This window comes from Chryseobacterium sp. GW823-FHT05E08 (genome assembly GCF_058795655.1).
The window spans coordinates 61,870-87,307 of sequence record NZ_JBXAHY010000009.1; the positions used below are offsets into that span (position 1 = coordinate 61,870).

General features: G+C 34.0%; 26 protein-coding genes. 6 read left to right on the forward strand and 20 right to left on the reverse strand.

The window, feature by feature from the left end:
- Positions 1-26: 26 nt before the first annotated feature.
- The 17 genes from AC1Q7L_RS21940 to AC1Q7L_RS22020 form a co-directional block, all read right to left on the reverse strand.
- On the reverse strand, positions 27-854 hold the full coding sequence (locus AC1Q7L_RS21940; RefSeq protein WP_492307991.1) for an alpha/beta hydrolase: 828 nt from the start codon (positions 852-854) through the stop codon (positions 27-29).
- 21 nt (positions 855-875) lie between these two features.
- Complete coding sequence (locus AC1Q7L_RS21945) at positions 876-1,469, reverse strand: acyltransferase (protein ID WP_492307990.1); 594 nt, start codon at positions 1,467-1,469, stop codon at positions 876-878.
- 132 nt (positions 1,470-1,601) lie between these two features.
- A complete protein-coding gene (pcaF, locus tag AC1Q7L_RS21950; protein WP_492307989.1) occupies positions 1,602-2,807 on the reverse strand; it encodes a 3-oxoadipyl-CoA thiolase in 1,206 nt (401 codons plus the stop codon).
- 61 nt (positions 2,808-2,868) lie between these two features.
- Entirely contained in the window at positions 2,869-3,123 is a 255-nt protein-coding gene (locus AC1Q7L_RS21955) for a hypothetical protein (RefSeq protein WP_345204536.1), read from the reverse strand.
- A gap of 67 nt (positions 3,124-3,190) precedes the next feature.
- Complete coding sequence (locus AC1Q7L_RS21960) at positions 3,191-3,604, reverse strand: PaaI family thioesterase (RefSeq protein ID WP_492307988.1); 414 nt, start codon at positions 3,602-3,604, stop codon at positions 3,191-3,193.
- Positions 3,605-3,606: 2 nt separating this feature from the next.
- On the reverse strand, positions 3,607-3,924 hold the full coding sequence (locus AC1Q7L_RS21965; protein WP_492307987.1) for a hypothetical protein: 318 nt from the start codon (positions 3,922-3,924) through the stop codon (positions 3,607-3,609).
- A 13-nt stretch (positions 3,925-3,937) separates the two neighbouring features.
- Complete coding sequence (locus AC1Q7L_RS21970; RefSeq protein ID WP_123982793.1) at positions 3,938-4,165, reverse strand: hypothetical protein; 228 nt, start codon at positions 4,163-4,165, stop codon at positions 3,938-3,940.
- Between the two features lie 21 nt (positions 4,166-4,186).
- Complete coding sequence (locus AC1Q7L_RS21975) at positions 4,187-5,320, reverse strand: 3-hydroxyacyl-CoA dehydrogenase NAD-binding domain-containing protein (protein ID WP_492307986.1); 1,134 nt, start codon at positions 5,318-5,320, stop codon at positions 4,187-4,189.
- Between the two features lie 86 nt (positions 5,321-5,406).
- Positions 5,407-6,207, reverse strand: a complete 801-nt coding sequence (locus tag AC1Q7L_RS21980; RefSeq protein ID WP_492307985.1) for an enoyl-CoA hydratase/isomerase family protein — start codon at positions 6,205-6,207, stop codon at positions 5,407-5,409.
- 153 nt (positions 6,208-6,360) lie between these two features.
- Complete coding sequence (locus tag AC1Q7L_RS21985; RefSeq protein WP_492307984.1) at positions 6,361-8,130, reverse strand: right-handed parallel beta-helix repeat-containing protein; 1,770 nt, start codon at positions 8,128-8,130, stop codon at positions 6,361-6,363.
- Positions 8,131-8,247: 117 nt separating this feature from the next.
- Positions 8,248-8,712, reverse strand: coding sequence for a 1,2-phenylacetyl-CoA epoxidase subunit PaaD (paaD, locus tag AC1Q7L_RS21990; RefSeq protein WP_054511920.1), 465 nt, complete (start codon positions 8,710-8,712; stop codon positions 8,248-8,250).
- Positions 8,713-8,818: 106 nt separating this feature from the next.
- Positions 8,819-9,568 carry a 1,2-phenylacetyl-CoA epoxidase subunit PaaC gene (paaC, locus tag AC1Q7L_RS21995; RefSeq protein ID WP_492307983.1) on the reverse strand — a complete coding sequence of 250 codons (750 nt, stop codon included), beginning with the start codon at positions 9,566-9,568 and terminating at the stop codon, positions 8,819-8,821.
- Positions 9,568-9,849 carry a 1,2-phenylacetyl-CoA epoxidase subunit PaaB gene (gene paaB, locus AC1Q7L_RS22000; protein ID WP_034679196.1) on the reverse strand — a complete coding sequence of 94 codons (282 nt, stop codon included), beginning with the start codon at positions 9,847-9,849 and terminating at the stop codon, positions 9,568-9,570. Before paaB ends, paaC begins: the two co-directional genes overlap by 1 nt.
- 164 nt (positions 9,850-10,013) lie before the next feature.
- On the reverse strand, positions 10,014-10,952 hold the full coding sequence (paaA, locus tag AC1Q7L_RS22005; protein WP_129535011.1) for a 1,2-phenylacetyl-CoA epoxidase subunit PaaA: 939 nt from the start codon (positions 10,950-10,952) through the stop codon (positions 10,014-10,016).
- A 38-nt stretch (positions 10,953-10,990) separates the two neighbouring features.
- Positions 10,991-12,076, reverse strand: a complete 1,086-nt coding sequence (locus AC1Q7L_RS22010; protein WP_492307982.1) for a 2Fe-2S iron-sulfur cluster-binding protein — start codon at positions 12,074-12,076, stop codon at positions 10,991-10,993.
- Complete coding sequence (locus tag AC1Q7L_RS22015) at positions 12,073-13,392, reverse strand: phenylacetate--CoA ligase family protein (RefSeq protein WP_492308039.1); 1,320 nt, start codon at positions 13,390-13,392, stop codon at positions 12,073-12,075. The genes AC1Q7L_RS22010 and AC1Q7L_RS22015 overlap by 4 nt, the downstream gene beginning before the upstream one ends.
- Before the next feature lie 223 nt (positions 13,393-13,615).
- Positions 13,616-14,206, reverse strand: coding sequence for a TetR/AcrR family transcriptional regulator (locus AC1Q7L_RS22020; RefSeq protein ID WP_492307981.1), 591 nt, complete (start codon positions 14,204-14,206; stop codon positions 13,616-13,618).
- Between the two features lie 587 nt (positions 14,207-14,793).
- Here AC1Q7L_RS22020 and clpB point away from each other — a divergent pair.
- From clpB to AC1Q7L_RS22045, 5 genes are all read left to right on the forward strand, one after another.
- Complete coding sequence (clpB, locus tag AC1Q7L_RS22025; protein ID WP_492307980.1) at positions 14,794-17,388, forward strand: ATP-dependent chaperone ClpB; 2,595 nt, start codon at positions 14,794-14,796, stop codon at positions 17,386-17,388.
- 222 nt (positions 17,389-17,610) lie between these two features.
- A complete protein-coding gene (locus tag AC1Q7L_RS22030) occupies positions 17,611-18,171 on the forward strand; it encodes a hypothetical protein (protein WP_492307979.1) in 561 nt (186 codons plus the stop codon).
- Between the two features lie 35 nt (positions 18,172-18,206).
- Positions 18,207-18,854, forward strand: a complete 648-nt coding sequence (locus AC1Q7L_RS22035) for a hypothetical protein (protein WP_410694146.1) — start codon at positions 18,207-18,209, stop codon at positions 18,852-18,854.
- Positions 18,855-18,883: 29 nt separating this feature from the next.
- Positions 18,884-19,618 (forward strand): sensor histidine kinase, encoded by a 735-nt coding sequence (locus AC1Q7L_RS22040; protein ID WP_228394358.1) that lies wholly within the window; start codon positions 18,884-18,886, stop codon positions 19,616-19,618.
- Positions 19,615-20,259 (forward strand): response regulator, encoded by a 645-nt coding sequence (locus tag AC1Q7L_RS22045; protein WP_410694145.1) that lies wholly within the window; start codon positions 19,615-19,617, stop codon positions 20,257-20,259. Before AC1Q7L_RS22040 ends, AC1Q7L_RS22045 begins: the two co-directional genes overlap by 4 nt.
- 72 nt (positions 20,260-20,331) lie before the next feature.
- Here AC1Q7L_RS22045 and AC1Q7L_RS22050 read toward each other — a convergent pair whose 3' ends face one another.
- Complete coding sequence (locus AC1Q7L_RS22050) at positions 20,332-22,194, reverse strand: M1 family metallopeptidase (protein ID WP_492307978.1); 1,863 nt, start codon at positions 22,192-22,194, stop codon at positions 20,332-20,334.
- A gap of 309 nt (positions 22,195-22,503) precedes the next feature.
- Between AC1Q7L_RS22050 and AC1Q7L_RS22055 the strand changes: the two genes are divergently transcribed.
- Positions 22,504-23,316, forward strand: a complete 813-nt coding sequence (locus AC1Q7L_RS22055; RefSeq protein ID WP_492307977.1) for a DUF3658 domain-containing protein — start codon at positions 22,504-22,506, stop codon at positions 23,314-23,316.
- 50 nt (positions 23,317-23,366) lie between these two features.
- On the opposite strand, the gene AC1Q7L_RS22060 is transcribed toward AC1Q7L_RS22055, so the two are convergent.
- Positions 23,367-24,194 carry an endonuclease/exonuclease/phosphatase family protein gene (locus tag AC1Q7L_RS22060; RefSeq protein WP_492307976.1) on the reverse strand — a complete coding sequence of 276 codons (828 nt, stop codon included), beginning with the start codon at positions 24,192-24,194 and terminating at the stop codon, positions 23,367-23,369.
- 150 nt (positions 24,195-24,344) lie between these two features.
- Positions 24,345-25,226: an SDR family oxidoreductase gene (locus AC1Q7L_RS22065; RefSeq protein ID WP_492307975.1), complete on the reverse strand. Its 882-nt coding sequence runs from the start codon at positions 25,224-25,226 to the stop codon at positions 24,345-24,347.
- Between the last annotated feature and the right edge of the window lie 212 nt (positions 25,227-25,438).

Genomic DNA, 25,438 nt, shown 5'->3' on the forward strand with positions numbered 1-25,438 from the left:
CATTTTTAGATTGTTATATTTTAAATTTATTTCGGTTCTTTATAAGGAAACATTTTTACCAAACCTTCATATAAACTCCTATGAAGAATTGTTGCATGATTATCTCCTTCCATCATTTTATATTCTACTGTCCAGTTTTTCTTATTTGATTTTTTAAGAACATCGTAGAAAGCTTCAGCATCTTTTACCATTACCGGATGCTCGCCTTTTCCGACAGAAACATAAACGAATTTTTTAGTATCCGGGATTTTAGCTAACAATTGAGGAGCCTGTTTCAAAAGACTTTCATCATCCCACCACAAACTTGGACTGATGATGAAATAGTTATTAAACATTTCAGGCTTTTTCAACAATATTTCTGTTGCTAAAAGTCCGCCAAGTGATTGACCGAAGATGTAGGTATCGGTCGTTTTAAACTGACTTTCGATATAAGGTTTTAATTCTTTTTCAAGAAAACTGATGAATTTATCTGAATGTCCCGTTGTAGGATAATCTTTTTGTAAATCTTTTAAATCAGTGTGAAAAGTGAAATCTCTTTTTCTATCGATATTGGCAATTCCGACAACGATCGTTTCTGGCATGGAATACATTTGATTAAAGAATTGTACCAGACCTGTAACATGAATAAAGTCTTCATTCATACTTCCATCCAGAAGATAGATAATTGGATGAGATTTTGTTTTGTCAAATCCTAGCGGAAGATAGATGTTTAAAATTCTGTCTTCATTTAAAATTTTAGACTTTATTGTTCTGATTTCTCCAATATTCAATGGTTTCACATTTCCTTTTTGGGCTAAAACCATAGATTGGAATGTAAATATAATACTGCAGAAAATTAGAAGTTTTTTTAACATATTAAATTTTGTAAGGTGAGGTTATTTTACATCATCCCAAATGCTGTAATCAACAACTTTCGTAGGGATCTGCTCAACATATTCTGTAAACGGTTCGCAAGGAAGAATTGCATCTTTTCCTTCTCTTGCCAACTCCTGATAAAGCTTCGTTCCTTCTGTTTTCCATTTAATCATTTCATCAGAAACATCACGAATGATTTTTGCAGGACTTCCCACAATTAATTTTCTTGCATCACATTTGAAGTTCGCGGGAACGAAAGCCAAAGCTCCAATAATACATTCATCACCGATAACGGCTTTGTCCATCACCACTGCATTCATTCCCACCAAACAGTTTTTACCGATGTGTCCTGAATGAATAATTGCACCATGACCGATGTGCGCACCTTCTTCTAAAATGGTTTCAATCCCCGGAAAAACATGAAGCGTACAGTTTTCCTGAACATTGGCTCCGTCTTTGATGATAATTTTACCCCAGTCGCCGCGGATCACCGCATTGGGACCGATATAAACTTCTTCTCCAATTTCTACATTTCCAATAACCACTGCTTGTGGATGAACGTATGCTGAAGGCTTTATGATGGGACGAATGCCGTGATATGAGTAAATATTCATAAAATTTTTGTTAAAAATTTAATTTAACAATGTATCAATCTAACAGTTTACCAATAGATGCTTCGACAAGCTCAGCATGACAATGGAATTGTTACATTGATACATTTCTATATTGTTACATTATTGAAAAAATTATACTTTTTCAATCACCATTGCATAACCCTGTCCGACACCGATACAAAGGGTACACAATGCATATTTTTTATTTTGTTTTTGAAGTTCAATTGCTGCAGAACCGATAATTCTTGCCCCGGAAACTCCAAGCGGGTGACCAATCGCAATAGCACCTCCGTTTGGATTTACTCTTGCATCATCATCCTGTAAACCTAAACTTCTAGTTACTGCTAAAGATTGAGCGGCAAACGCTTCATTCAATTCAATAACATCTATATCATCTAAAGAAAGATTTAATCTTTTCAATAATTTTTGAGTCGCTTCAACAGGTCCGATTCCCATAATTCTTGGCTCAACACCTGCAACCGATGAACCTAAAATTTTAGCTTTTGGTTTCAACCCATATTTCTTCACGGCTTCTTCACTTGCTAAAATAAGAGCTGCAGCACCGTCATTCATTCCTGAAGCATTTCCTGCGGTTACCGTTCCTTCTTTTCTAAAAGCCGGACGAAGTTTCCCTAGTCCTTCCATTGAAGAAGTTGGTTTAATGAATTCGTCTGTATCGAAAATTTTCGGTTCGCCTTTTCTTTGTGGAATTTCAACTTTTACAATTTCCTCTGCCAATCTTCCACTTTGCTGAGCTTTGGTTGCTTTTTGCTGAGACCAAAGAGCAAATTTATCCTGATCTTCACGGCTGATGTTATGCATATCTGCTAAGTTTTCCGCAGTATCTCCCATTCCGTCAACTCCGTATAATTCTTTCATTTTTGGATTCACAAACCTCCATCCGAAAGTCGTATCAAACATCTGGCTATCTCTCCCAAAAGCTGCGCTTGGTTTTGACATTACATAAGGTGAACGCGTCATGTGCTCGACTCCACCTGCAATGTAGATTTCACCTTCTCCTGAAGCAATTGAACGGAAAGCATTGGCAACTGCCGACATTCCAGAAGCGCACAATCTGTTTACTGTCTCACCTCCGATTTTGTATGGAAGTCCAGCCAATAAAAGTCCCATTCTTGCTACATTTCTGTTATCTTCACCTGCTTGGTTAGCACATCCGAAAATAACGTCTTCGATTTCTTCAACTGGAACTTCAGGATTTCTTGCAACAATTTCTTTAAGCACAACTGCTGCCAAATCATCGGCTCTAACTTCTGATAAACCTCCCTGTAATTTTGAAATAGGAGTTCTGATGTAATCTATGATATATACGTTGTTCATAATGTTTTTAATATAATAATTTAGCAATGCTAAATTGACTGTTTATTTTTTATACCGCTTATTAATTTTTCAAAATTCCTTCATGCCAAGACATCCACAATAAATAATTATTAACTGTCTTAATTCCCTCTTCATCAATCCAAAAATGATTTTCTTTTAAATATTTTTCGGATAGGTTTTCAATTTCTTTGGATGTAAATTGTGAATGCTCAGATTTATTCCAAATGATATTGAATGTATCAGTTCGCATATCTTCAAACTCTTTTAAAATTTCATCAAAATTTTCAAGATTATTATCTTCGAAATAACTTTTCATCTTTTCTCCATCAATGGAAAAAGTACTTGAAAACTTTTTTAAAATTTTATTCTTATCCAATTTATCTTTAAAGCTCTACTACTTTTTTTCCGATTTTATACACTGTTCCGACGAATTTTGCAATCAATTCATCGTTTTGATTGGTAATTTTAATGTCAAAAACAGCAGTTTTTCTGGTATCGTTTACCAAGATACTTTCTGCTCTGAAAATATCACCTTCTTTTCCGGCTTTTGTAAAATTGATGATGCAATTCAATGCAACGGCAGCGTCTCCGGAATTGTTGGACGAAAATGCCAATGCAGAATCTGCAAAAGCAAACGTAACGCCTCCGTGAACGGTTTTCAACCCATTAATCATATCTTTTTTGATGGGCATTTCCAGTAAACAATAATTTTCTTTGACTTCGATCATTTTGATATTCATCCATTGGGAAAAATAATCCTGATCGAACATATATTCAGCAACTTGTCTTGGATTCATTTCTAATTTACGTTTGTTATTTCTTCATATAATTCTTCAACCAACTTCTCATAAATCCCCATCGTTTTACCAAGAATTATCTGCTCGTATGAAAGATTTTCTGAATTTGACGGATTAGATTCATTTTGATAAGGAGCATTTAAGTCAATACCATTTTCATTAGCTAACCGTTTGATCAGCTCTTTATATTTTTCATTAAATTTCCCTAATAACTCAAGTCTTTCCTGATCATCATCGATCGAAGAAAGTTCCTGAACGATATATTCTTTTTCAATGAAAAGCCTTGTTTCTAATTCGGCTCTGAATTCATCTATATTCATGAAAAAATATTAATTATTTCATCAAATCTTTTCTATCAGGATCTTTTAAATATCTTTTACCATCTTTATCAAAACCCCAAACATTTGATATTTCTCTTAATTGAAATAAATCATAATCACCTTTATGAATTTTGATTCTGTTCAATCTTCTTAATTTTCTATTTGCTTCTAATTTATTTTTCTTTTCTGTCACTGCAGTTGTAATTCCTATTATCGGAGTTTTCTTTCTTGACCTACTCATTAATAAACTAGCTATTATTATTTATAATTTTCTCAACAACGGGCTTTGTCTATATCTTTCTTCCTGATATTCTTCGTAAAGATTTTGCAGGGTTTCGGAGATTTTTGAATATCCGATTTCTTTTCCCCAAGCCAATAATCCTTTTGGATAATTTACGCCTTTCTGCATTGCCAATTCAAGATCTTCATCGTTGGCAATACCTAATCTTTTTGCTTCAACCGCTTCATTGATCAACATTGAAATAATTCTCAAAAATATTTGTTGATAAAGAGCATCGTTTTTTTCTGCAACAAGTTTTTCTGCGCCTTCATTATAATCGTAGAAACCTTTTCCTGTTTTTCTGCCGTGAAGCTTGGCTTCAGACATTCTTTGTTGAAGAAGAGATGGTTTGTATTTCGGATCGTAGAAATATTCCTTGTAAACTGTTGTCGTTACAGAGAAATTCACATCAACACCAATTAAATCCATTAATTCAAAAGGTCCCATTTTGAAGTTTCCAATTGTTTTCATCGCTTCATCAACCTGTTCTATAGTTGCGATGTTTTCTTCAACAATTCTCAATCCTTCACCGTAGTAAGGACGAGCGATTCTGTTGACGATAAAACCTGGAATATCTTTGGCAATAACAGGAGTTTTTCCCCAATGTTTCATCAGATTATAGATTTTTTCCGCTAATGATTTTTCTGTAAGTAAAGACGGGATAACCTCAACCAAAGGCATTAAAGGAGCCGGATTGAAAAAGTGAATTCCGATGAAACGCTCCGGTTTTTGTAATTCCGCACCAAGGGAGGTGATGGAAATAGATGATGTATTAGAACCAATAATACAGTTTTCTGAAACGTAAGTCTCTAGTTCTGTAAAAACTTTGGTTTTGATTTCTTTGTTTTCGATAATGGCTTCAATCACTAAATCAGAATCTTTTAGATCCTGTAAAGTTTCACCTTTAACGATATTATTTCTGATTTCTGTGGCTTTTTCCTGAGAAATTTTAGCTTTTTCAACTAATTTATTTAATGTTTTCTCTAAGCCAGAAAGTGCTTTATTAATTTGCGGAGTATTTGCGTCGAATAAAACAACTTTGCAACCCGCTGTTGCAGCTACCTGAGCGATTCCTACGCCCATAGTTCCTGCACCAATAATTCCGATATTTTTCATTAATTTATAGATGTTAGAATCTAGAAGTTAGAAGTTAGATTTTTTACCTGCTAATTTCTAACCTCTAATTTCTAATTTCTATAATATTATTTTCCTTTATAATTAGGCTTTCTTTTTTGTAAAAAGGCACTTACCCCTTCTTTGAAATCTTCTGTTTCAGCAGCTTCCTGTTGTAAATCTCCTTCTAATTCAAGTTGCTCTCTCAATGTATTTGTATATGACTGAGCGAAAGCCTTTTTAGTTAATTTGATAGCTGCAGTCGGCATATTTGACATTTTTTCAAGGATTTCCATTGATTTTGGAGCGAACTCTTCTTCATTGAAAATTTCAGCAACCAAACCGTAAGATTTTGCTTCATCAGCAGATAATCTTTTCCCTGTGAATGCTAAATAATTTGCCAATTGTCTTCCCAATAATTTCGGTAAGAAATACGTTCCTCCCGTATCAGGAATCAATCCAATATTTGAAAATGCCTGCGCAAAATAAGATTTATCAACTGCTAAAACGAAGTCACAGATTAATGCCAACATTGCGCCAGCTCCTACTGCAGGACCATTTACCAATGCAACAACTGGTTTTTTACATTTTGTAATCTCTGTCACCAAAGGGTTATAATAATCTACCACAATTTTTCTGATGATATCGTGGTCGTGGTGTTCGTTACCTTGTACGAAAGCATCATCCAGGTTTTGGCCGGAGCAAAAAGCTTTTCCTCTTCCTGAAATTGCCACACATCTTACTGTTTCGTCATCGCTACATTCTTTAATAAAATCTTTTAAATCTGATAAAGAAGGCTTTGTAAGCGCGTTCATTGTATCGGGTTGATTGAGGTAAGCGATTTTAAGTTTTCCGTCAAAATGCGTTTCAATATCAAGTTGTGTATACATAGTTTTTAATTTTAAATCAGTTAAATATAATCATTTAACAGTATATAAGGAACAATTCTGTAATGAAAAACATGAATATTTCAACATATACATAATTGTTCCTTTTATAATTTTATACTGTTAAATAAGGATATTCATCGCTGATATAATTATTTAAATTATTACGTTATTATTAAAATTTTCGTGATAAATAGTTTGACCAGGCACATCTGTATCATTAATATTTACAGATGCATTATAAATCAAATTATCCTTAACCAAAACTTTTTTGGTTCTTATATAAAGTCCACATCCAACGTTTTCAATTAAATTATTTGTAATTGTAATAACATTATCTGAAGAATCTCCGGTATTAGCAATAATTCCATATCCATAATTATTGTTGGTAATAAAATTATCATTAATCCAAACTCTGCCCATAAAAGTATGAGTTCCGTTAAGTCCATCTATCTGAACTCCAATTATTCCTTTAAAATCAGGGTTTAAATTTCCACTAAAATTATTATTATTAATGTAAATCTTAGCAATTTTACGAGGCTCAACTTGTACTGTATTAACAATCTTACGTCCTTGAATATACACTCCTATAGATGTAAGATTAAATGCCTGATTGTTATTTATTGAAATCACATCCATATCTCCATGCAGAGTTATACAGCTTTTTAAATTATAGAATTTATTATTTGAAATCTCAATGTTTTCTGAATTACAAAATGGTGATAGTCCCTGAAGAGTTATCCCATAACTTTCTGTCCCAGACGATTCCAAAATATTATTACTAATTATTATATTTCTGAATTCTGTCTGATTAAATTCTGCAGCACCTCTTGAAGAAGCGTTGATCATTCCCCCATCATCTGAAATTAACTGATGAATTATATTGTTAGTAATAATTCCGTTTTTTCTAATTCCATCAAATCTGATAGCTCCCCAAGTCGTATTTCTAAATGTATTGTTGGAAATGACAAAATTATTAACACTATCGTAGAAATCTATCGCATATAACCTATGATGTCCTGTATTATCTCTTCCACAATATTCAAAATAATTATCATTGATCAATACTGATCCATAAAGCCCTAAATCAAATGCGAAAATACCGCATGGTGCTTTAGATGAATCATAGTTTTCAGCATTTTTGAAAATATTTTTTTCTACTATGACATTTGCGTTATGTGACTGCGTAATAACCAAATGCTCCATTACATAGATTTGTTGCTGGACACCACTTTCAAATAGATTATTTTTCACTGTAATATGCCCTTCTCCACAATTATAGAAACGTAAAGCACGATTATATAGATCATAAAAATGACAATTTGTAATTTCTATATTATATGAACCATTAACTTCATATGTCCCTTTAAATAATATTCCTCCATTAAATTCTTTTGAAAGTGCATTATCAGAAGAATTATAGGTTGGTAAGTTATTTTTGTTCAGATCAAAGTTGAATCCTTCTATAATAATATTACTACAATCTGTAAAGTTGAAATAAAAGCTTTCAAATCTTACATTAGTATTTGATTTAATCCACGTATGCTGTTTATCTCCTAAAAGCTTAAAACAGGAAAGGTTCTGAAAAGAAAGTTGATTATTTACAATATACTCTCTTGCATCAAACCTCAATGTAGCACCTAAATAAGCTGCCATTTTAACAGCTGCCAAAATAATTTCCTCGTCATTATGATATCTATTTTCCTTGTCACACCTGTACCATTCAATATTGATGGTATTTTCATTTAAAATAGCTTTATAATATTCTCCGTTTTCAAGAATAATAACGATGCCATCTTCTGGTAAATTAGTTCCAGTGATATTCTGATAATAAACTTCTTCTCCTGTATGAGGAAAAAATTTCTTGAATCCATAATCTGAAGGAATACACGTTGATGGAAATTTCTGACTGTTACAATTTGTCATAATTAATTTTTTGTTTTGATTATTTTAATTAAATAGATCATTAAAAAATGATACTGAAGCAAAACTAAGCGCTGCTAGCGACAAAACTTGACGTATCATTTTTATTTATAATATATTTTAATGACATTTAAAATAATCAAAAGGCTCTAAACAGTCTAAACACTGATACGAAGCCTTGCATAATGTAGACCCGAATCTGCTAATCTGTTTTGAATGCATAGAACCACAACGCGGACATTTTTTCGGTTTCCCGATGTGATGTTCGTCTGCTCCTTTTTCGGGAGGTGAAATTCCGTACACACGAAGTTTTTCTCTCGCTTCATCCGTCAACCAATCTGTTGTCCAAATTGGAAACATTTTGGTGACCACTTTCGCATCCCAACCGTTTTCTTTCATGATTTTCATGATGTCTTCCTCAATGGTAAACATAGCCGGGCAGGCAGAATAAGTCGGCGTAATCGTTACTTCACAAGAATTTTCGCTCGTAATTTTCGCTTCTCTTACAATACCTAATTCCACGATATTGATTACCGGAATTTCCGGATCTGGGACTAATTCTAATATTTCTAAAGGATTTTTCAATCTTTTTTAATCTGATTTTTTTTAAACGCAAAGTGCGCAAAGTTTTTTTTGACTACTAACTGTTTTTAAGCTCGCAAAGGCGCTTCACTTAGCAAAGTTCAAAAAATTACCAAGTACAACCCGGATATGCTCTCTGCATATACTGCAATTCACAAAGAATAAATCCGAAGTATTCTGTGTGATATCCCGTTCTTGATTTTGGCTGCATAAAAGGATTTGCAGGATATTCTAAACCAAAATCTGCAAAATCTTTTTGTGTAATAGAAAGGAAATCTTCATACATAGCATCAACATTTGGAGCGATATTTAAAGCTATTAAATCATCTTCTCCTTCCACTTTTGCGAATAAACCTTTCGTGTATTCCCAAATATTTTCAAGAGATTTTACCAAACGAGCTTTACTTTCTTCTGTTCCCTGAGCGAAAATTTTCATCCAAGATGCAGCATGTGTATAGTGATATCTAACTTCTTTCAACGATTTTTGAGCAAGAGCAGAAAGTTCTTCATCTGCAGAATTTGATAATGCCTCATACATCAATTTCTGATATACCGAGAAAACATATACTTTAAGAATCGTCTGCGCATAATCTTCATTCGGAAGTTCAACCCAATGTGCGTTCACGTATTCATGCTCGTATCTTAAAAATGCTAAATCATCTTCGCTTTTACCGTTATCGATAACTCTTGAAGCGTAAACATAAAAGTTGTTTGCTTGTCCAAGTTCGTCCAATGCGATGTTTGTTAATGCAATGTCTTCCTCTAAATAAGGCCCTTCACCACACCATGCAGACAGTCTTTGTCCCATGATGAAACTGTCATCAGCAAACTTTAATAAATAATTGAATAGTGCGCTCATTACATGTTTTTTACATCGTTAGGAATATCGTAGAACGTCGGGTGACGGTACAATTTATCATCAGCCGGATCAAAGAAAGCTTCTTTATCAATTCCTTCTGAAGTCACAATATATTTACTTGGAACAACCCAAACAGAAGTTCCTTCTTTTCTTCTTGTATAAACATCTCTTGCGTTCTGCAAAGCCATTTCTGCTGTTGGCGCCTGTACAATTCCAACGTGTTTGTGAGATAATCCCGGTTTAGTCTGAATAAACACTTCCCACATATCTAAATTTGCCATAGTCAAATTTTAAATTCTAAGTTTTGAATTATTTTAAACTTTAATTTTCGAACCATTAAGGACAATTAAGCTGTTAAGAATATTAAGTTTAGCTTTAAAATCAGAATGATTTATCTTAATTAAACTAAACCTCAAAACAAAATCTTAATGGTTTAAATTAAATATTATATTACTTCTTTTTGTTGTTTTTCTGCAAAAGCAATCGCCGCTTCTTTTACCCAAAGGTTTTCCTGCTGCGCTTTTACTTTTGTCTGTAATCTTTTCTTATTACAAGGTCCGTTACCTTTTAAGATTTCCATGAATTCACCCCAAGGAAGTTCTCCGAAATCATAATGTTGTCTTTCCTCATTCCATTTAAGATCTTTATCAGGCATTGTTAATCCTAAGAATTCAGCCTGAGAAACCGTAACGTCGATAAATCTCTGACGAAGACTATCGTTACTTTCCCTTTTAACTCTGTAATTCATAGAGATTTTAGAGTTTGGCGAACTGTCGTCATTTGGACCAAACATCATTAAAGCCGGCCACCAGAAACGGTTTAACGAAGCCTGTGCCATTTCTTTCTGCTGTTTTGTGCCGCGACAAAGCGCCATTAGAATTTCATATCCTTGTCTTTGGTGGAAAGATTCTTCTTTACATATCTTCACCATCGCTCTTGAGTAAGGTCCATAAGAATTCCCCATCAACATTACTTGGTTCATAATTGCTGCACCATCAACTAACCAACCGATTGCGCCGATATCTGCCCAACTCAATGTCGGATAGTTAAAAATACTTGAGTATTTCGCTTTTCCTTCCAACATATCATCATAAGTCGCATCTCTATCCGCTCTGATAGTTCCGTTTCCTAAAGTTTCAGTCGCAGAATAAAGGTATAAACCGTGACCTGCTTCATCCTGAACTTTAGCTAAAAGAGCCATTTTTCTTCTCAATGAAGGTGCTCTGGAAATCCAGTTAGCTTCCGGCAACATTCCGACAATCTCAGAATGCGCGTGCTGTGAAATCTGACGAACCAATAATTTTCTGTAATCATCGGGCATTACATCTTTTGGTTCTACTTTATTTTCGTCGTGTACGTATTGAACAAATTTTTCTAAGTCCATCTTTTTTAGTTTTAATAATGAAAAAAATTCATTAAAAATTAAACATCATAATTAAGCATCACCACATTCGTTGTCGGGTGACATTGGCAAGTAAGAACAAATCCTCTTGCTACCTCGTCTTCGGTAAGCGCGAAATTTTTCTCCATGAAAACTTCCCCTTCCAAAACCTGCGCTTTACACGTACAACAAACTCCTCCTTTGCAAGCAAAAGGTACAGGAAGATTGTCTTTCAATGCTTTATCTAAGATACTCTCTTTTTTAGAATTAAGGTGGAACGAATATTCATCATCATCGATAATGACCGTTACCATACTTTCTAAATTGGCAATTGCCTTGAATTCATCACTCATTTCTTCAGAATTTTCTTCGTCTGGAGCAGTGAAATATTCAAATAAAACCTGGATTGCAGGTACTTTTTTATCTTTCTTTAAATAATCTGCGATCCCTTTAATCATTTCCGAAGGTCCGCAAATGAAAAATGTAGATTCTTTAACATCGATATCTGCATATCTTTCAAATAAATGATCTATTTTTTCAGGAGAAATTCTTCCTTCAAAAATCGGGTCTTCATGCTGCTCACGGCTTACTAAATAAACAACTTTCAGTCTTCCGTTAAAAGTTTCAACCAATTTATCGATCTCAGCCTTTTTCATCACATGATTCATGCTTCTGTTGCTGTAGAATAAATAGGCATTTGAATTCGGTTCCTGGTAAAGACTTTCTTTAATATTTGATAAAACGGGGGAAATTCCACTTCCTGCTGCCAAACCAACATACGTTTTTACGTTTGTCGGGTGATAAGACGTATGAAAACCGCCCATCGGAGGCATCACTTCAAGAACTTCATCCATGTGAAGATGCTCATTGAAATAACCTGAAACTTTTCCATTTTCTAAAAGCTTAACCAATACTTCCAGCGTGTTGCTTTTTTCACTTGGAGCATTGCAGATAGAATAAGAACGTCTCTCTTCGTTTCCGTCGATCATCATTCGGAAGTTAAGATACTGCCCCTGCTTGAATCTGAATTTATCTTTCAGTTCTTCAGGAATTTCAACGGCTACATTTACAGCATCGTTGGTATCTTTCTGAACCCTTACAGTTTTTAATTTATAAAATGAATTCATTTTGTTTTAAGTATTCTATTAATTTTTCCACCTTCGCACTTAGGCAAACTGTCCTGAGCATGAATTTTCACTTTCGTGGTGATTCCTACTCGTTTTTTTATTTCGTTTTCTATACTTTTTCCAAAGTCTCCGACAAAAATAGCATAATCATCGGTATTAATTTCAATTTGTTTGGCTTTCACAAATTCATCATCGATTTCCAGATCAATATCCAATGCAACACACATTTGTTCTTTTTCAATCGGTGTTAAATAATAATTCGGAACCACTCCTTCCACATGAGAAAACGCTTCTTCAATCTGACTTGGATATACATTTACCCCTCTTACAATCAGCATATCGTCGGCTCTTCCAAGAATTGGTTTCATTTTAACCATTGTTCTTTTTGAGTTTTCTTCATAATAAAGACTTGTGATATCATTCGTCCAATAACGTAAAAGCGGCATTGCTTTTTTCGTTAAAGTCGTAATCACCAAAACTCCTTCTTCGCCAAAAGGAACCGGTTGTTTTGTAATCGGATCTAAAATTTCAGGATAAAAATGATCTTCCCAAATGTAAGAACCTCCTTTTTCCTCAAAATCTTCCATCGAAACTCCGGGTCCGATAATTTCACTCAACCCATAAATATTGGTAGCGTGAACTCCCAATTTTTCTTCAATATGATGTCTGATAATCTCCGTCCAAGGCTCTGAACCTAAAACGGCATATTTTAAACTGATTTCGTCTGCCGAAATTCCTCTTTTAGCAAATTCATCAGCGATTGTTAAAGCATAAGACGGTGAGCAACAGATCACTTCAGGTTTAAAATCTATAATTAAATCAATCTGTCTCGTTGTCATTCCTCCTGAAATTGGAAGGACACTCATCCCTAATTTTTCTGCTCCGTAATGAAGTCCAAGTCCGCCCGTGAAAATTCCATATCCATAGGCGTTGTGTAACTGCATTCCCTGTTTTGCTCCCGCTGCATTCAAAGATCTTGCTACCACTTCGCTGAATAAATCAACATCTTCTTTTGTATATCCTACCACCGTTGGTTTTCCTGTTGTTCCGCTTGAACAGTGAATTCTTTGCAATTCATTCTTTGGAACAGTAAATAATCCGAACGGATAATTGTCTCTTAAATCTTGCTTGTATGTGATAGGCAATTTTGAAATATCTTCAATTGTCCTTATTTCCTCAGTTGATATTCCTAATTCATCAAATTTTCCTTTATAAAAATCCGACTTCTCCTCAAGATAACCCACCAAATCCACCAATCTTTCCGACTGGAGTTTTCTCAATTGGTCGAGCTGTAAGTATTCAACTGAAAAATCCACATCCATGACTAACTAACATTTGTTAGGTGTAAATTTAAAAAGAATTTGGGAGGTGACAAAATTTTTATGATTTTCGTCACATTTTGAATGATTCTAAATAGTTTTGAGGTTGAGAAGGCTTTTCCGTTTTTGACTGTCATTCTGAAAGGAGCAAAGCGGAGTGAAAAATCTCTAATAATAAAGTGTTGATATTCTTCCTTAGTCAGGATGACAAAAGAGACGTTTATTGTTTGTGATTTCCTAAAAGACCAAAAAGAATCTTATCCCTTATTTCATCAGTAATTTCAGTAGTGGATTCAATGTTTCTTTTGAACCAAAAATAAGAATTGTTTAAAGTGTGAAGAATAAATCTTGTTGTAAAAGTTGGTGAGCTTAATTCCCAGTTTTCAGCTTGATAAATTTCAGAAATCAGTTCTTCAACTTCCTGTTGATATTTTTTTCTTAATTCTACAAATTCAGGAAGTCTTTCCTCCAAATGTCTCCATTCATTAGAATAAATATGCGTAACATCACGATTTCTGAGAACTATTGATAAATGTTTATCAATGAATAAATTCAACTTATCTTTTGGATTGATGTCTGTATTTTTTACAGTTTGAAGCTCAGTAAAGAAATCATTGGCAATTCCGAAGCAGATCCATTCCAGAATTTCCTCCTTTGAACGGATGTGTGCATATAAGGAAGCTGCTTTAATATTGAGTTTTGTAGCCAAATCCCTCACAGAGCTGCCCATATACCCTTTCTCTTTGAAAAGTTCTACGGCAACGTCTAATATTTTTCTTTGTTTTTCTTTAAGTTCCATCAATGCAGGCAAAAGTAACTATTTTGATTTTAATATTTGATTTTGAGGGGAATAATTTTTAACGCGATGGTCGCAAAGTTTATTTTAAAATTAATCTATTTTCTGTATTACTCAAAGTTTGTCATTCTGACGAAGGAAGAATCTTAACCCTTTATTATTAGAGATTCTTCACCCCACTTCGTTTCATTCAGAATGACAGAAGGCATTTAATTTACAACAATCATTAGAATTTTAACCGAAACTTATAATTCCTTTTTAAACCACCCCGTCAAATTCTTTGAATTTTCGCCACCCCTCCAGAGGAGGGGAATTTTAACTCCGCTTGATTTTTCTGCGATGTGACGACTTTTACATCATTTTAAATAAAATTTTTAATTATCGGAAATTTTGTCAAGTTAATTTTACGTTAAAAATACAATATTCGGAAATTTTGTCTACATTTTTTATAAATTTAATAATTGAACAGTTTTTGCGATAAGGTAATTGAATTAAATGATAAATAATTGATAGCATTAAGAAGCTAAGCCTGAAAATTTAGTTTCTTGATGTTTTTAAAAAGAATTAAACTAAACTTAATCATTACAAAAAATATACACAATATGAACTTAAATCAATATACTGTAAAATCACAAGAAGCCATCCAGGCGGCACAGCAAGTTGCTATGGAATTTGGTAATCAAAGCATAGAACCTCAACATTTATTGGAAGGAATTTTCCAGATAGATGAAAATATATCGCCTTTCTTATTAAAAAAATCTGAAGCAGATGCCAATTTGGTAAGAGAGCGCAACCGTGAAAATTTAGAAAAACTTCCGAAAGTACAGGGAGGAAATATCTATCTTTCTCAATCAGCAAATAAAGTTTTGCTTGACGCTCCTAACATCGCTAAAAAAATGGGTGATGAATTTGTGACGATCGAACATTTATGGCTTTCACTTTTAGAAACCAATTCTGAAGTTTCGAAAACATTGAAAGATATGGGCGTTACAAAAAGTCTTTTGGAAGGCGGAATTAAAGAATTAAGAAAAGGTAGTAAGGCAACTTCTGCAAGTTCGGAAGAGACTTATCAATCGTTAAATAAATATGCTAAAAATTTTAATGAATTAGCTGCAGAAGGGAAACTTGATCCAGTAATCGGTCGTGATGAAGAAATCAGGAGAGTTTTACAGATTCTTTCAAGAAGAACTAAAAACAATCCGATCTTAATTGGTGAGCCGGGTGTTGGTAAAACCGCAATCGCAGAAGGAATTGCCCACAGAATCATCAGCGGAGATATTCCTGAAAACCTGATGGATAAAACGTTGTATTCATTGGATATGGGAGCTTTGATCGCCGGCGCAAAATATAAAGGAGAATTTGAAGAAAGATTAAAATCAGTCGTTAATGAGGTGATCAAATCAGATGGGCAAATCATCCTTTTCATTGACGAAATTCACACTTTGGTGGGAGCTGGAGGTGGTGAAGGAGCAATGGACGCAGCAAATATTTTGAAACCGGCTTTGGCAAGAGGAGAATTAAGAGCGATCGGTGCGACAACTTTAAATGAATATCAAAAATATTTCGAAAAAGATAAAGCACTTGAAAGACGTTTCCAGAAAGTGATGGTGGAAGAACCTGACACTGAATCTGCAATCTCTATTCTTCGTGGAATTAAAGATAAATATGAAGCCCACCATAAAGTCAGAATCAAAGACGAGGCGATTATTGCGGCGGTGGAAATGTCTCAACGATATATTTCGGATCGATTTTTACCCGACAAAGCAATTGACTTGATTGACGAAGCTTCGGCTAAATTAAGAATGGAAATCAATTCAAAACCTGAGGAATTGGATGTTTTAGACAGAAAATTAATGCAGATGGAAATAGAATTGGCCGCCATTTCAAGAGAAGGGAATCAGACAAAAATTGACCATTTAAAAGAAGATATTTCAAAGATTTCTGAGGAAAGAAACGAAATTAATGCTAAATGGCTGAAAGAAAAACAAAAATCTGAGGATTTAACCCAGATTAAAAAAGATATAGAATCTTTGAAACTAGAAGCCGAAAGAGCTTCAAGAGCAGGAGATTATGCGAAAGTTGCTGAAATTCAGTACGGAAAAATTAAAGAAAAAGAAGATGCTTTGCAGAAACTCGAACTGGAGATGCAAAATCATCAGAATGAATTGATTAAAGAAGAAGTAACCGCAGAAAATATTTCCGAAGTGATCGGAAAATGGACAGGAATTCCTGTTACAAAATTGCTTCAATCTGAAAGAGAAAAATTATTACATCTTGAAACTGAACTTCATCACAGAGTTGTAGGTCAGGAAGAAGCAATTGGGGCTGTTGCAGATGCGATCAGAAGAAACAGAGCAGGACTGAGCGACGAGAAAAAACCGATCGGATCATTCCTTTTCTTAGGAACGACGGGTGTTGGTAAGACTGAGCTTGCAAAAGCGTTGGCTGAGTTTTTATTCGACGATGAAAACAATATGACGAGAATTGATATGAGTGAATATCAGGAGCGTCATTCGGTTTCAAGATTGGTGGGTGCGCCTCCGGGATATGTCGGATATGATGAAGGAGGTCAATTGACGGAAGCGGTGAGAAGAAGACCTTACTCAGTCGTGCTTTTAGACGAAATTGAAAAAGCGCATCCAGATGTTTTCAATACATTGTTACAAGTTTTGGATGACGGTCGTTTGACGGATAATAAAGGCAGAGTCGTGAATTTCAAAAACTCGATCATCATTATGACTTCGAATTTAGGTTCGCACATCATTCAGGAGAATTTTGAAGATATTACCGAAGAAAATCAAGACGAAATTGTTGACAAAACTAAAATTGAGGTTTTTGATTTGTTGAAACAGACTTTACGTCCGGAATTTTTGAACAGAATTGATGAGACGGTATTGTTCCAGCCTTTAAGAAAAAAAGAAATTGGAAAAATCGTTCAGTATCAGTTGAGAGGTTTCAATGATTTATTAGGAAAACGTAATATCATCATGACTGCCACTCAGGACGCTTTGGATTATTTGATGAATAAAGGATATGATCCGGCGTTCGGGGCAAGACCTTTGAAAAGAGTCATTCAACAGGAAGTTTTAAATAAATTATCAAAAGAGATTTTGGCAGGAACGGTGAATGAAGGTGATAGAATCACGTTAGATTATTTCGAGGAAACAGGTTTGGTTTTCAGACCTGCAGAAAAATAAGTAGTTTTTTTTCATATATATTATTTTTGTAATAAGTGCTGTAGACCCAATCTACAGCACTTATTTTTTTTATACAAACACGTCCAAATCCTTAATAATTTTAACCATACATAACAATCCGTAAAATCACGGAGAATTAATAGGAAAAAAACGTATCATTTAACATAAAAAATTTACGAAATTTGCAATACTAACTAACATTCTACTATAAAAGCTAACATTATGAAAACAAAACCTATCTTTAACGGAGACACCATCGAGCTAACAGAAGCTCCAAACACCATGTCTTCATCATTTATTCAAAAATTAGTTGACAACTACCGTAATAATCAATTAGCTGCAATCAATACCAAATTTGGGATTGAAGATGCTCATTCTATCCGTTTCGATTTATCAACCTTGAAAAAATTTATTTCAGATATTGAGAACGAAGCGAAAAAAGTAAATCCAACAATTACTGAAAATGATCTGGGCGTTAGATTTTACTATGCAGCATATCCGCAGGTTGAAAACTGGAACACAATGGAAGGCACTCCAATCGGAACGAACTATGCAGGAAAACATACTTTAGTAATGATTCCTACATTGAAAATGGAGAATACAGAAGGAGAAACTTTAAGTTATGACTTCAATCCTTTGGACGCTTCCACTTATAATCAGAACAGTGATAATGATGGCGAACAGGGAGAAGTAATGGCAATGAATAAGGCTTTATCAGCTATTTTATGTCAAAATCACGGAAATCTTATTCCGCCAGATAATACTGTAACAGAATCATTCTAATTTTTTTATATTTAATCCAATATTAAACTAACACAATGACGGACTTCCAAAAAGTGATATATGAATCTTTATTCTGGAGTGAGGGTATCGCTGCACTTATCTCAATTTTATATTATAATCGTATAAAAAATCAGTCTTGGAAGTACTTTGTATTTTATTTAATATTTATTTTTCTGTGTGAAGCAATTGGAAAATGGGGTTCACTTGTTGTTGATTATAATAAACAGGCATTTTACAACTATTTTGTAATTCCAGTTCAATTTATCTTTTTCTTTTGGCTTTATGCCGCTAAATCGTTTGAAAAAAAGAAAACATTTTTAGTATTATCCGGCATTTATTTACTTTCATTTATACCAAGTGAATTTATTTTGGATACCGATAAAGTCATGTTTTCGATCAATTATACATTTGGATGCCTAATTTTGATGATACTCGTTGTAATGGAATATTATAAACAAATTAATTCATCAAATATTCTTAATTTCAGTAAGAATCCAATGTTTTATATCAATTTAGGAGTAACATTATTTTATATCGGGACTTTACCTTTCTGGACATTTTTCCCTCTTATCAGAACATATAGAGAAATCTACAATATCTATTTTGCTTACTTCCTTATTTCCGGGATCGTGATGTACTTATTATTCTCAATTTCATTCATATGGGGAAAACAGAGCTCTTAATAACGTTAATCCTATTCAACATATTTTTTGTGTTGTTTGTCGCCGCGATCATGGTTTATATCAGAAAATATAAGCAGCGTAAAAAGGAATATTTAACTGAGATTGAAATAAAAAACGAGATCCATCAGAAAGAACTTCTGGCAACACAGCTGGAAATTCAGCAGGCGACCATGCAGCAGATCGGGCGTGAACTTCATGATAATATCGGACAGAAATTAACCCTTGTAAGCCTTTACACTCAGCAACTTTTATATGAAAATAAAGTTCCTGAGGTGAGTGAAAGAATAGAACAGGTTTCACAGATCATCAACCAATCTTTACAGGATTTGAGGAGCCTTTCAAAAACATTGACAGATGACAATATAAGTCAAAAGGAAATCGTAACTTTAATACAGGAAGAAGTTGACAATACCAACAGCTTTAAAAAGTGTAAAGTAAATTTTCAGCATAATTTCGAAAACCTTGATTTAGACTTTGTTCAGAAAAATATGCTTTTAAGAATTACCCAGGAATTCATTCAGAATAGTATAAAACACGCAAAATGTAAAAATATTTTCATTAATCTGAACACTTCTGATGAATCTTTTTGGGAATTGAATATCAAGGATGACGGCTTGGGATTTGATCGTTCGAAGATCACCTCAAACGGAATCGGTTTAACCAACATGAAAAACAGAGCCGAGATCATCGGGGCAGATTTCAGCCTTGAAAGCCAGAAAAACCTCGGAACTACACTCAATATTATTTTAAAAAAACAGCCATGAAAAAAACTATAGTTATTGTTGATGATCATGTACTTATCGCAAAAGCTTTAGAAGGAATTATTGATAATTTTAAAGATTTTGAAGTAATTTATGTTGCTGAAAATGGGAAAGACCTCATCCAAAAATTTGAGAATAACAGCAAAATTCCCGACATCATTCTTTTAGACATCAGCATGCCGATTATGGATGGTTTTGAAACTGTATTATGGCTCAAAGAAAATCAGCCAAACATCAAAGTAATGGCGCTGAGCATGCAGGGTGACGATAAAAGTGTCATTAAAATGATCAAAAACGGGGCAAAAGGTTATTTACTGAAAAACACCCACCCAAAAGAACTTGAGAATGCTCTTATTAAATTAAATTCAGACGGTTTTTTCTATCCGGAATGGGCTTCAAAGATCATTTTCTCTAATATGAATAATGATAAAGGCACTGAAAACGGAGTAAGAATTTCTGACCGTGAAAAAGAATTTTTACGATACACCGTAACCGAACTCAGCTATAAAGAAATTGCCGATAAAATGTGCTGTAGTCCAAGAACAGTTGAAAGTTACAGAGATCAGCTTTGTGATAAATTAGACCTAAAAACGCGTGTTGGTTTGGCTGTTTTTGCTATTAAAAATGGTTTTGCTGAATCATAATTTAAATACACATTTAAACATAAAAAAATCCTTTTCGGTCTGAAAAGGATTTTGTTTTTTATTTAATTATTTCTATAAATTCTTAGAATTATCCGCCGGTGTATAATCCATAAAAAGACCGCCGTCTAAATTCACAGATTTTACTTTCTTTTTAATCGGAATCGTTAAAACAGCCTGTTTTTGATCTTTCTCCCAAAGTGATGGCGAGAAATGAAGCTTTTCCACAGTTCCGTCTTCGTAGGTCAATATCGCTTCAAAAGGAATAGCAAAACCTCCTACATTATCGATATTAACGGTTAAAAGATCGTTCAATTGAGAAACGTTTGCGATTTTTAAATCAATATAATTATTGGTGTAAAACCAGTTATTGAAAAACCAATTTAAGTTTTTCCCCGAACCAGCGTTCATAGAATAGAAATAATCCCACGGAATTGGGTGTTTTCCATTCCAGTTATCCATGTAATGATGTAATGCTTTTTTGAAAACCTCATCACCCAGATAATCTTTCAAAGCCAAATAAGAGAGAGATGCTTTAACATAAGAGTTATTTCCATAACCTGCTCCACTTACCTGCGTACTCATCGAAATAATCGGCTGATCTTGTTCTGCTGAAGGATCATTGATCCATTTTTTAACCCTAAAATTTTGATAGAATTCTTTGGCTGCAGCTTCTCCGTTTTCATCAATTCCAATTAAATATTCCAAAGTCGTTGCCCAACCTTCATCCATAAAAGCGTAACGCGTTTCGTTGATTCCCATGTAGAAAGGGAAATACGTGTGTGCAATTTCGTGATCTGCCGTTAATCTCGCATCCTGAAAATTATCCGGAACGGTTGAATCATTGATCATCATTGGATATTCCATATCTGCATATCCTTGAATTGCCGTCATCACATTGTACGGATATTCTACACCCGGCCAGTTTTTTGAGAACCAATCCAAGTTATAACGCATCCAGTCTACATAATGTTCAAAGTCTTTTGCTCCTGCTTTATATCCCGCCTGAACACTGGCTCTTTTTGTTTTTAACTGAACACTTGCTGCATCCCAAACGTAATGATTGCTCAAGGCAAAACAGAAATCGGTGATATTATTGGCCTTAAATTTCCAAACATTCCACTTATTAGGTTTTGTAACTTTCCCCGATTTCATTTCCTGTTCGGTGGCAACGTGTATTACTTTGTCACTTTTTAATGAAGATTTATATCTTTTTAAATATTCCGGTTGAAGAACTGCATCAGGATTTAAGAAATCTCCCGTTGACCAAACCACATAGTTTTTCGGAGCCGTGATCGCGAAACTATAATCATTAAAATCGTTATAAAACTCCTGTCTGTCGGAGTGCGGAAGCATATCCCAACCGTTGTAATCGTCGTACACAGAAATTCTTGGGAAAGAATAGGCTACATAGAACGTTTCGGAATCAATTTGCCCTTCTCTTCCACTTTGCACAGATAACGGATATTCCCACTCAATTTTAACCTCAGCTTTGGCTTTAGATTTTAAAACTGAATTTAATTTTACTTTTTCAACTGTTCCCCAATCGTCACTGTTCACTTCGTATTTTTCACCATTTACGATGAAAGATTTGATATGTAGACCTGAAGACAAAAAGTCTTTGGAAACAGATCCTGACCTTGGTGACTGTGGTTTATGTAAGTTATTAACGAATCTTATGGCTAATTCATTCAGATCATTCGGGCTGTTGTTAGTATAAACAATTGTTTCTTTCCCAGACACGACTTTCGTGTTGGCATCAACCTTTACATCAACGTTATAAATCCCTTTATTCTGCCAATAGTTTTTTCCCGGAGCGCCAGAAATATCTCTTGTTCCATTTTCATAAGCTTTCTTAATATTTCTCGGCATATATAATTCCTGCGCAGAAATCTGACAAGAAATTGCAAAAGCAAACGCTAAAATTATCCCTCTCATTTCAATTATTTTACAATAAGTATTCAATTTAACATAAAAGTAACAAAAATGGCAATATCTAGTTGCGCTTTGCATTAAAAACTTTTTCCTCTTTTTTTGATTTAATTGTTTTTTCAATTAAAATCTTACATTAAAATACAAAATAATAAGAAAATTAAAATCCTAAAACCGTCATTTAGAATACAAATATCTAATTGCAATAATATTAATATATTCCATTATAAAAACTCTTATCTTTATTCTATCAAACAGTAAGAGCGTATTTTATAACTTGCATAATAGACTTCTAATTGATTTAATATAAATAGTATGATCGATTTTAAAAAGGCAATTCATTTGGTGTATAGCAACCCCGGAAGAGGAAATTTAGAATCTTATTTCAAAATCCATTTTCCTGAAGATAAAATACAAATTCACTGTATTTATAATGACTTAACGACGGGACCTTTGAGTGACCTCACCTCAGCTTCGGATTACGAAAAATTTATTTCATATTGGAAAACCATTGATACTGTCTGTTCGCCCGATACAATTGAGAATAATGATGAGAATGACATCAATTTCAATGATTTATCAACTGAATTTAGTATTGATTTCCCAAAAGAAACCCCGTTAATTATCTGGCATGGAAGTGATGCTGGCGAAAAACTCATGTTATACCGTTATTGTAGTCTTTTAAAAAACAGAGATTTGTATGAAATCAATCTGGATGATTGGCCAACAACGTTAAAGAACGATTATAGAACCAATTGTTTAGCCATACAAAATCCGGAAGATCTGGACGGAGTTTTCAATATTTTAAACGAGATTGATGAAAACACGAAATCGTTTTACGCAAATGAATGGGAAAGACTAAAAAAAGATCAAAAAACAAACAGAATCTTGCAAGATGACCGTGTAATTTCTGTAAATGAGGATTATTATGACCAAAGTATTTTAGATAACTGCAGTTCAGACTACCAAAAAGCAGCGAGAGTAATTGGCGAAACAATGGGGAAGCAAAAATCTACAATCGGAGACTATTATCTTTTGTATAGAATTCATATGTTGATCGATCAGCAACTACTAGAATATCAAGGTGATCTGTCGATAATGCGAGATTTAGAAATCAGAAAAAAATAAGCTTCATCCCGTAGAATAAAGCTCATTTTTATTTTAATTTAAGTATTTCATTAAAACTGTAAATCTACCAAGACCGGAAAATGATCGGAAGGATACAATAAGTTTTCCCTTCTGTCATTGATATGTCTGTGAGATTTTATCTTCAATCCTTTTACAAAAATATAGTCGATTCTGTTTTTCGGAACTTCATTAACGTTGAAAGCTGTAAAAGTTCCAACAGGGCCATAATGTTTTGATTCTGAATTATAAAAACTATCTTTCATATTTTGAGAAAGAATTTTAATGGGTTCAGAATCATCTGTTAAATTAAAATCGCCGGTCAATGTTACCGGTAAATTTTTAGGGTTGATTTCCTTGATTTTCTTTAAAATTAAATCCGCAGATTTTACTCTTGCAATATTTCCGATATGATCGAAGTGAAGATTCATTGCTAGAAATTCTTTCTTTGATTTTTTATCTTTAAAAACAGCATAAGTACAAATTCTGTTCAAAGCAGCATCCCAACCTCTTGACGGTTTTTCAGGCGTTTCAGAAAGCCAAAATGTTCCTGAATTTACAACCTGAAGTCTGTTCGTATCATAAAATATAGCCGAAAACTCTCCTTTTTCTTTGCCATCCTCTCTTCCCACACCTACATAATCATAATTTTTCAATCCATTTTTGATATCTTTCATCTGCTCGGGAAGCGCTTCCTGAACGCCGAAATAATCCGGATGATAATAATTTAATAAATCTACTGCATCTTGTTTTCTCTCTGTCCAAGCATTTTCTTTATCCGATTCTACCTGAAGTCTGATGTTAAAACTCATCACTTTTAGATCCTGCGAAAATCCCAATGCAAAAAACATCAGGAATACCATTGAAAATCTCAAATTCATATTCATCAATTTTAAATTAATAAGAAACAAAAATAAAACTTCTCCGTGAGAGAGAAGTTTTAGATGTATAATTAGTATGTTAATTCTTGCAATAAGCAATAAGCAATAAGCAATAAGCAAAATTAACTCATCAGTTATAATTTGTAATTTTTAGTTTGACTTTTTTGCTTTTATCATTGCTTCCAACGCATCCCACATTTCCTGCGGAATATCTTCGAGCATATTAAATTCTCCTGCACCTTGTAGCCATTCACCACCGTCGATGGTTACGACTTCTCCATTCACAAAAGATGAAAAATCAGAAACCAGATAAGCGGCAAGATTCGCTAATTCCTGGTGCTCTCCTACTCTTTTAAGCGGATTTTTCTTCGCTAAATCAAATTGATCTTTCATATCTCCAGGAAGCAATCTATCCCAAGCTCCTTTAGTTGGGAATGGTCCCGGCGCAATGGCATTGAATCGAATATTATATTTCCCCCACTCTACAGCAAGAGATCTTGTCATTGCCAATACTCCTGCTTTTGCGCAAGCAGATGGAACAACGTAAGCAGAACCTGTCCAAGCGTAAGTTGTTACAATATTTAAAACTGTTCCCGGAGTTTTTGAATCGATCCAATGTTTTCCGATGGAAAGTGTACAGTTTTTTGTTCCTTTCAATACAATATCTAAAATAGAATCAAAAGCAGAATGCGTCAATCTTTCTGTTGGAGAGATGAAATTTCCGGCCGCGTTGTTTAGTAGAATATCAATTCTTCCGAATTCTTTCAAAGCAGCTTCTTTCATCGCTTCTACCTCATCCCAATTTCTTACGTCACACGCAACGCAAAGAACTTTTCCGCCCGTTTCTTCCTCCAATTCTTTCGCAGTTCCCTGTAATTTTTCCAAATTTCTGGAAGTGATGACCACTTTTGCGCCTAATTGAAGAAAATATTTGGTCATTGCTTTTCCAAGACCGCTTCCACCGCCTGTAACGATGGCTACTTTATCTTTCAGTGCATCTTCACGCAACATCGGTTGTGTATATAGATTCATATTGTTTTAATTTTTCCTAAAAATAACAAATATTAAAATGTAATGCTTTAAAATAAATCAAGAAATGATGCTATAAATAACTGTTTTAAATTTTATAGTCTTTATCGCAAAAGAATTAGTAATTTTTCTCCAAATTTTTAAATGGGAGACTGCAACCCTAGCCCCGATTGCAGCTTTGTTTGAGCTCATTTTTCAGGGCTTCGGGTTTCGGC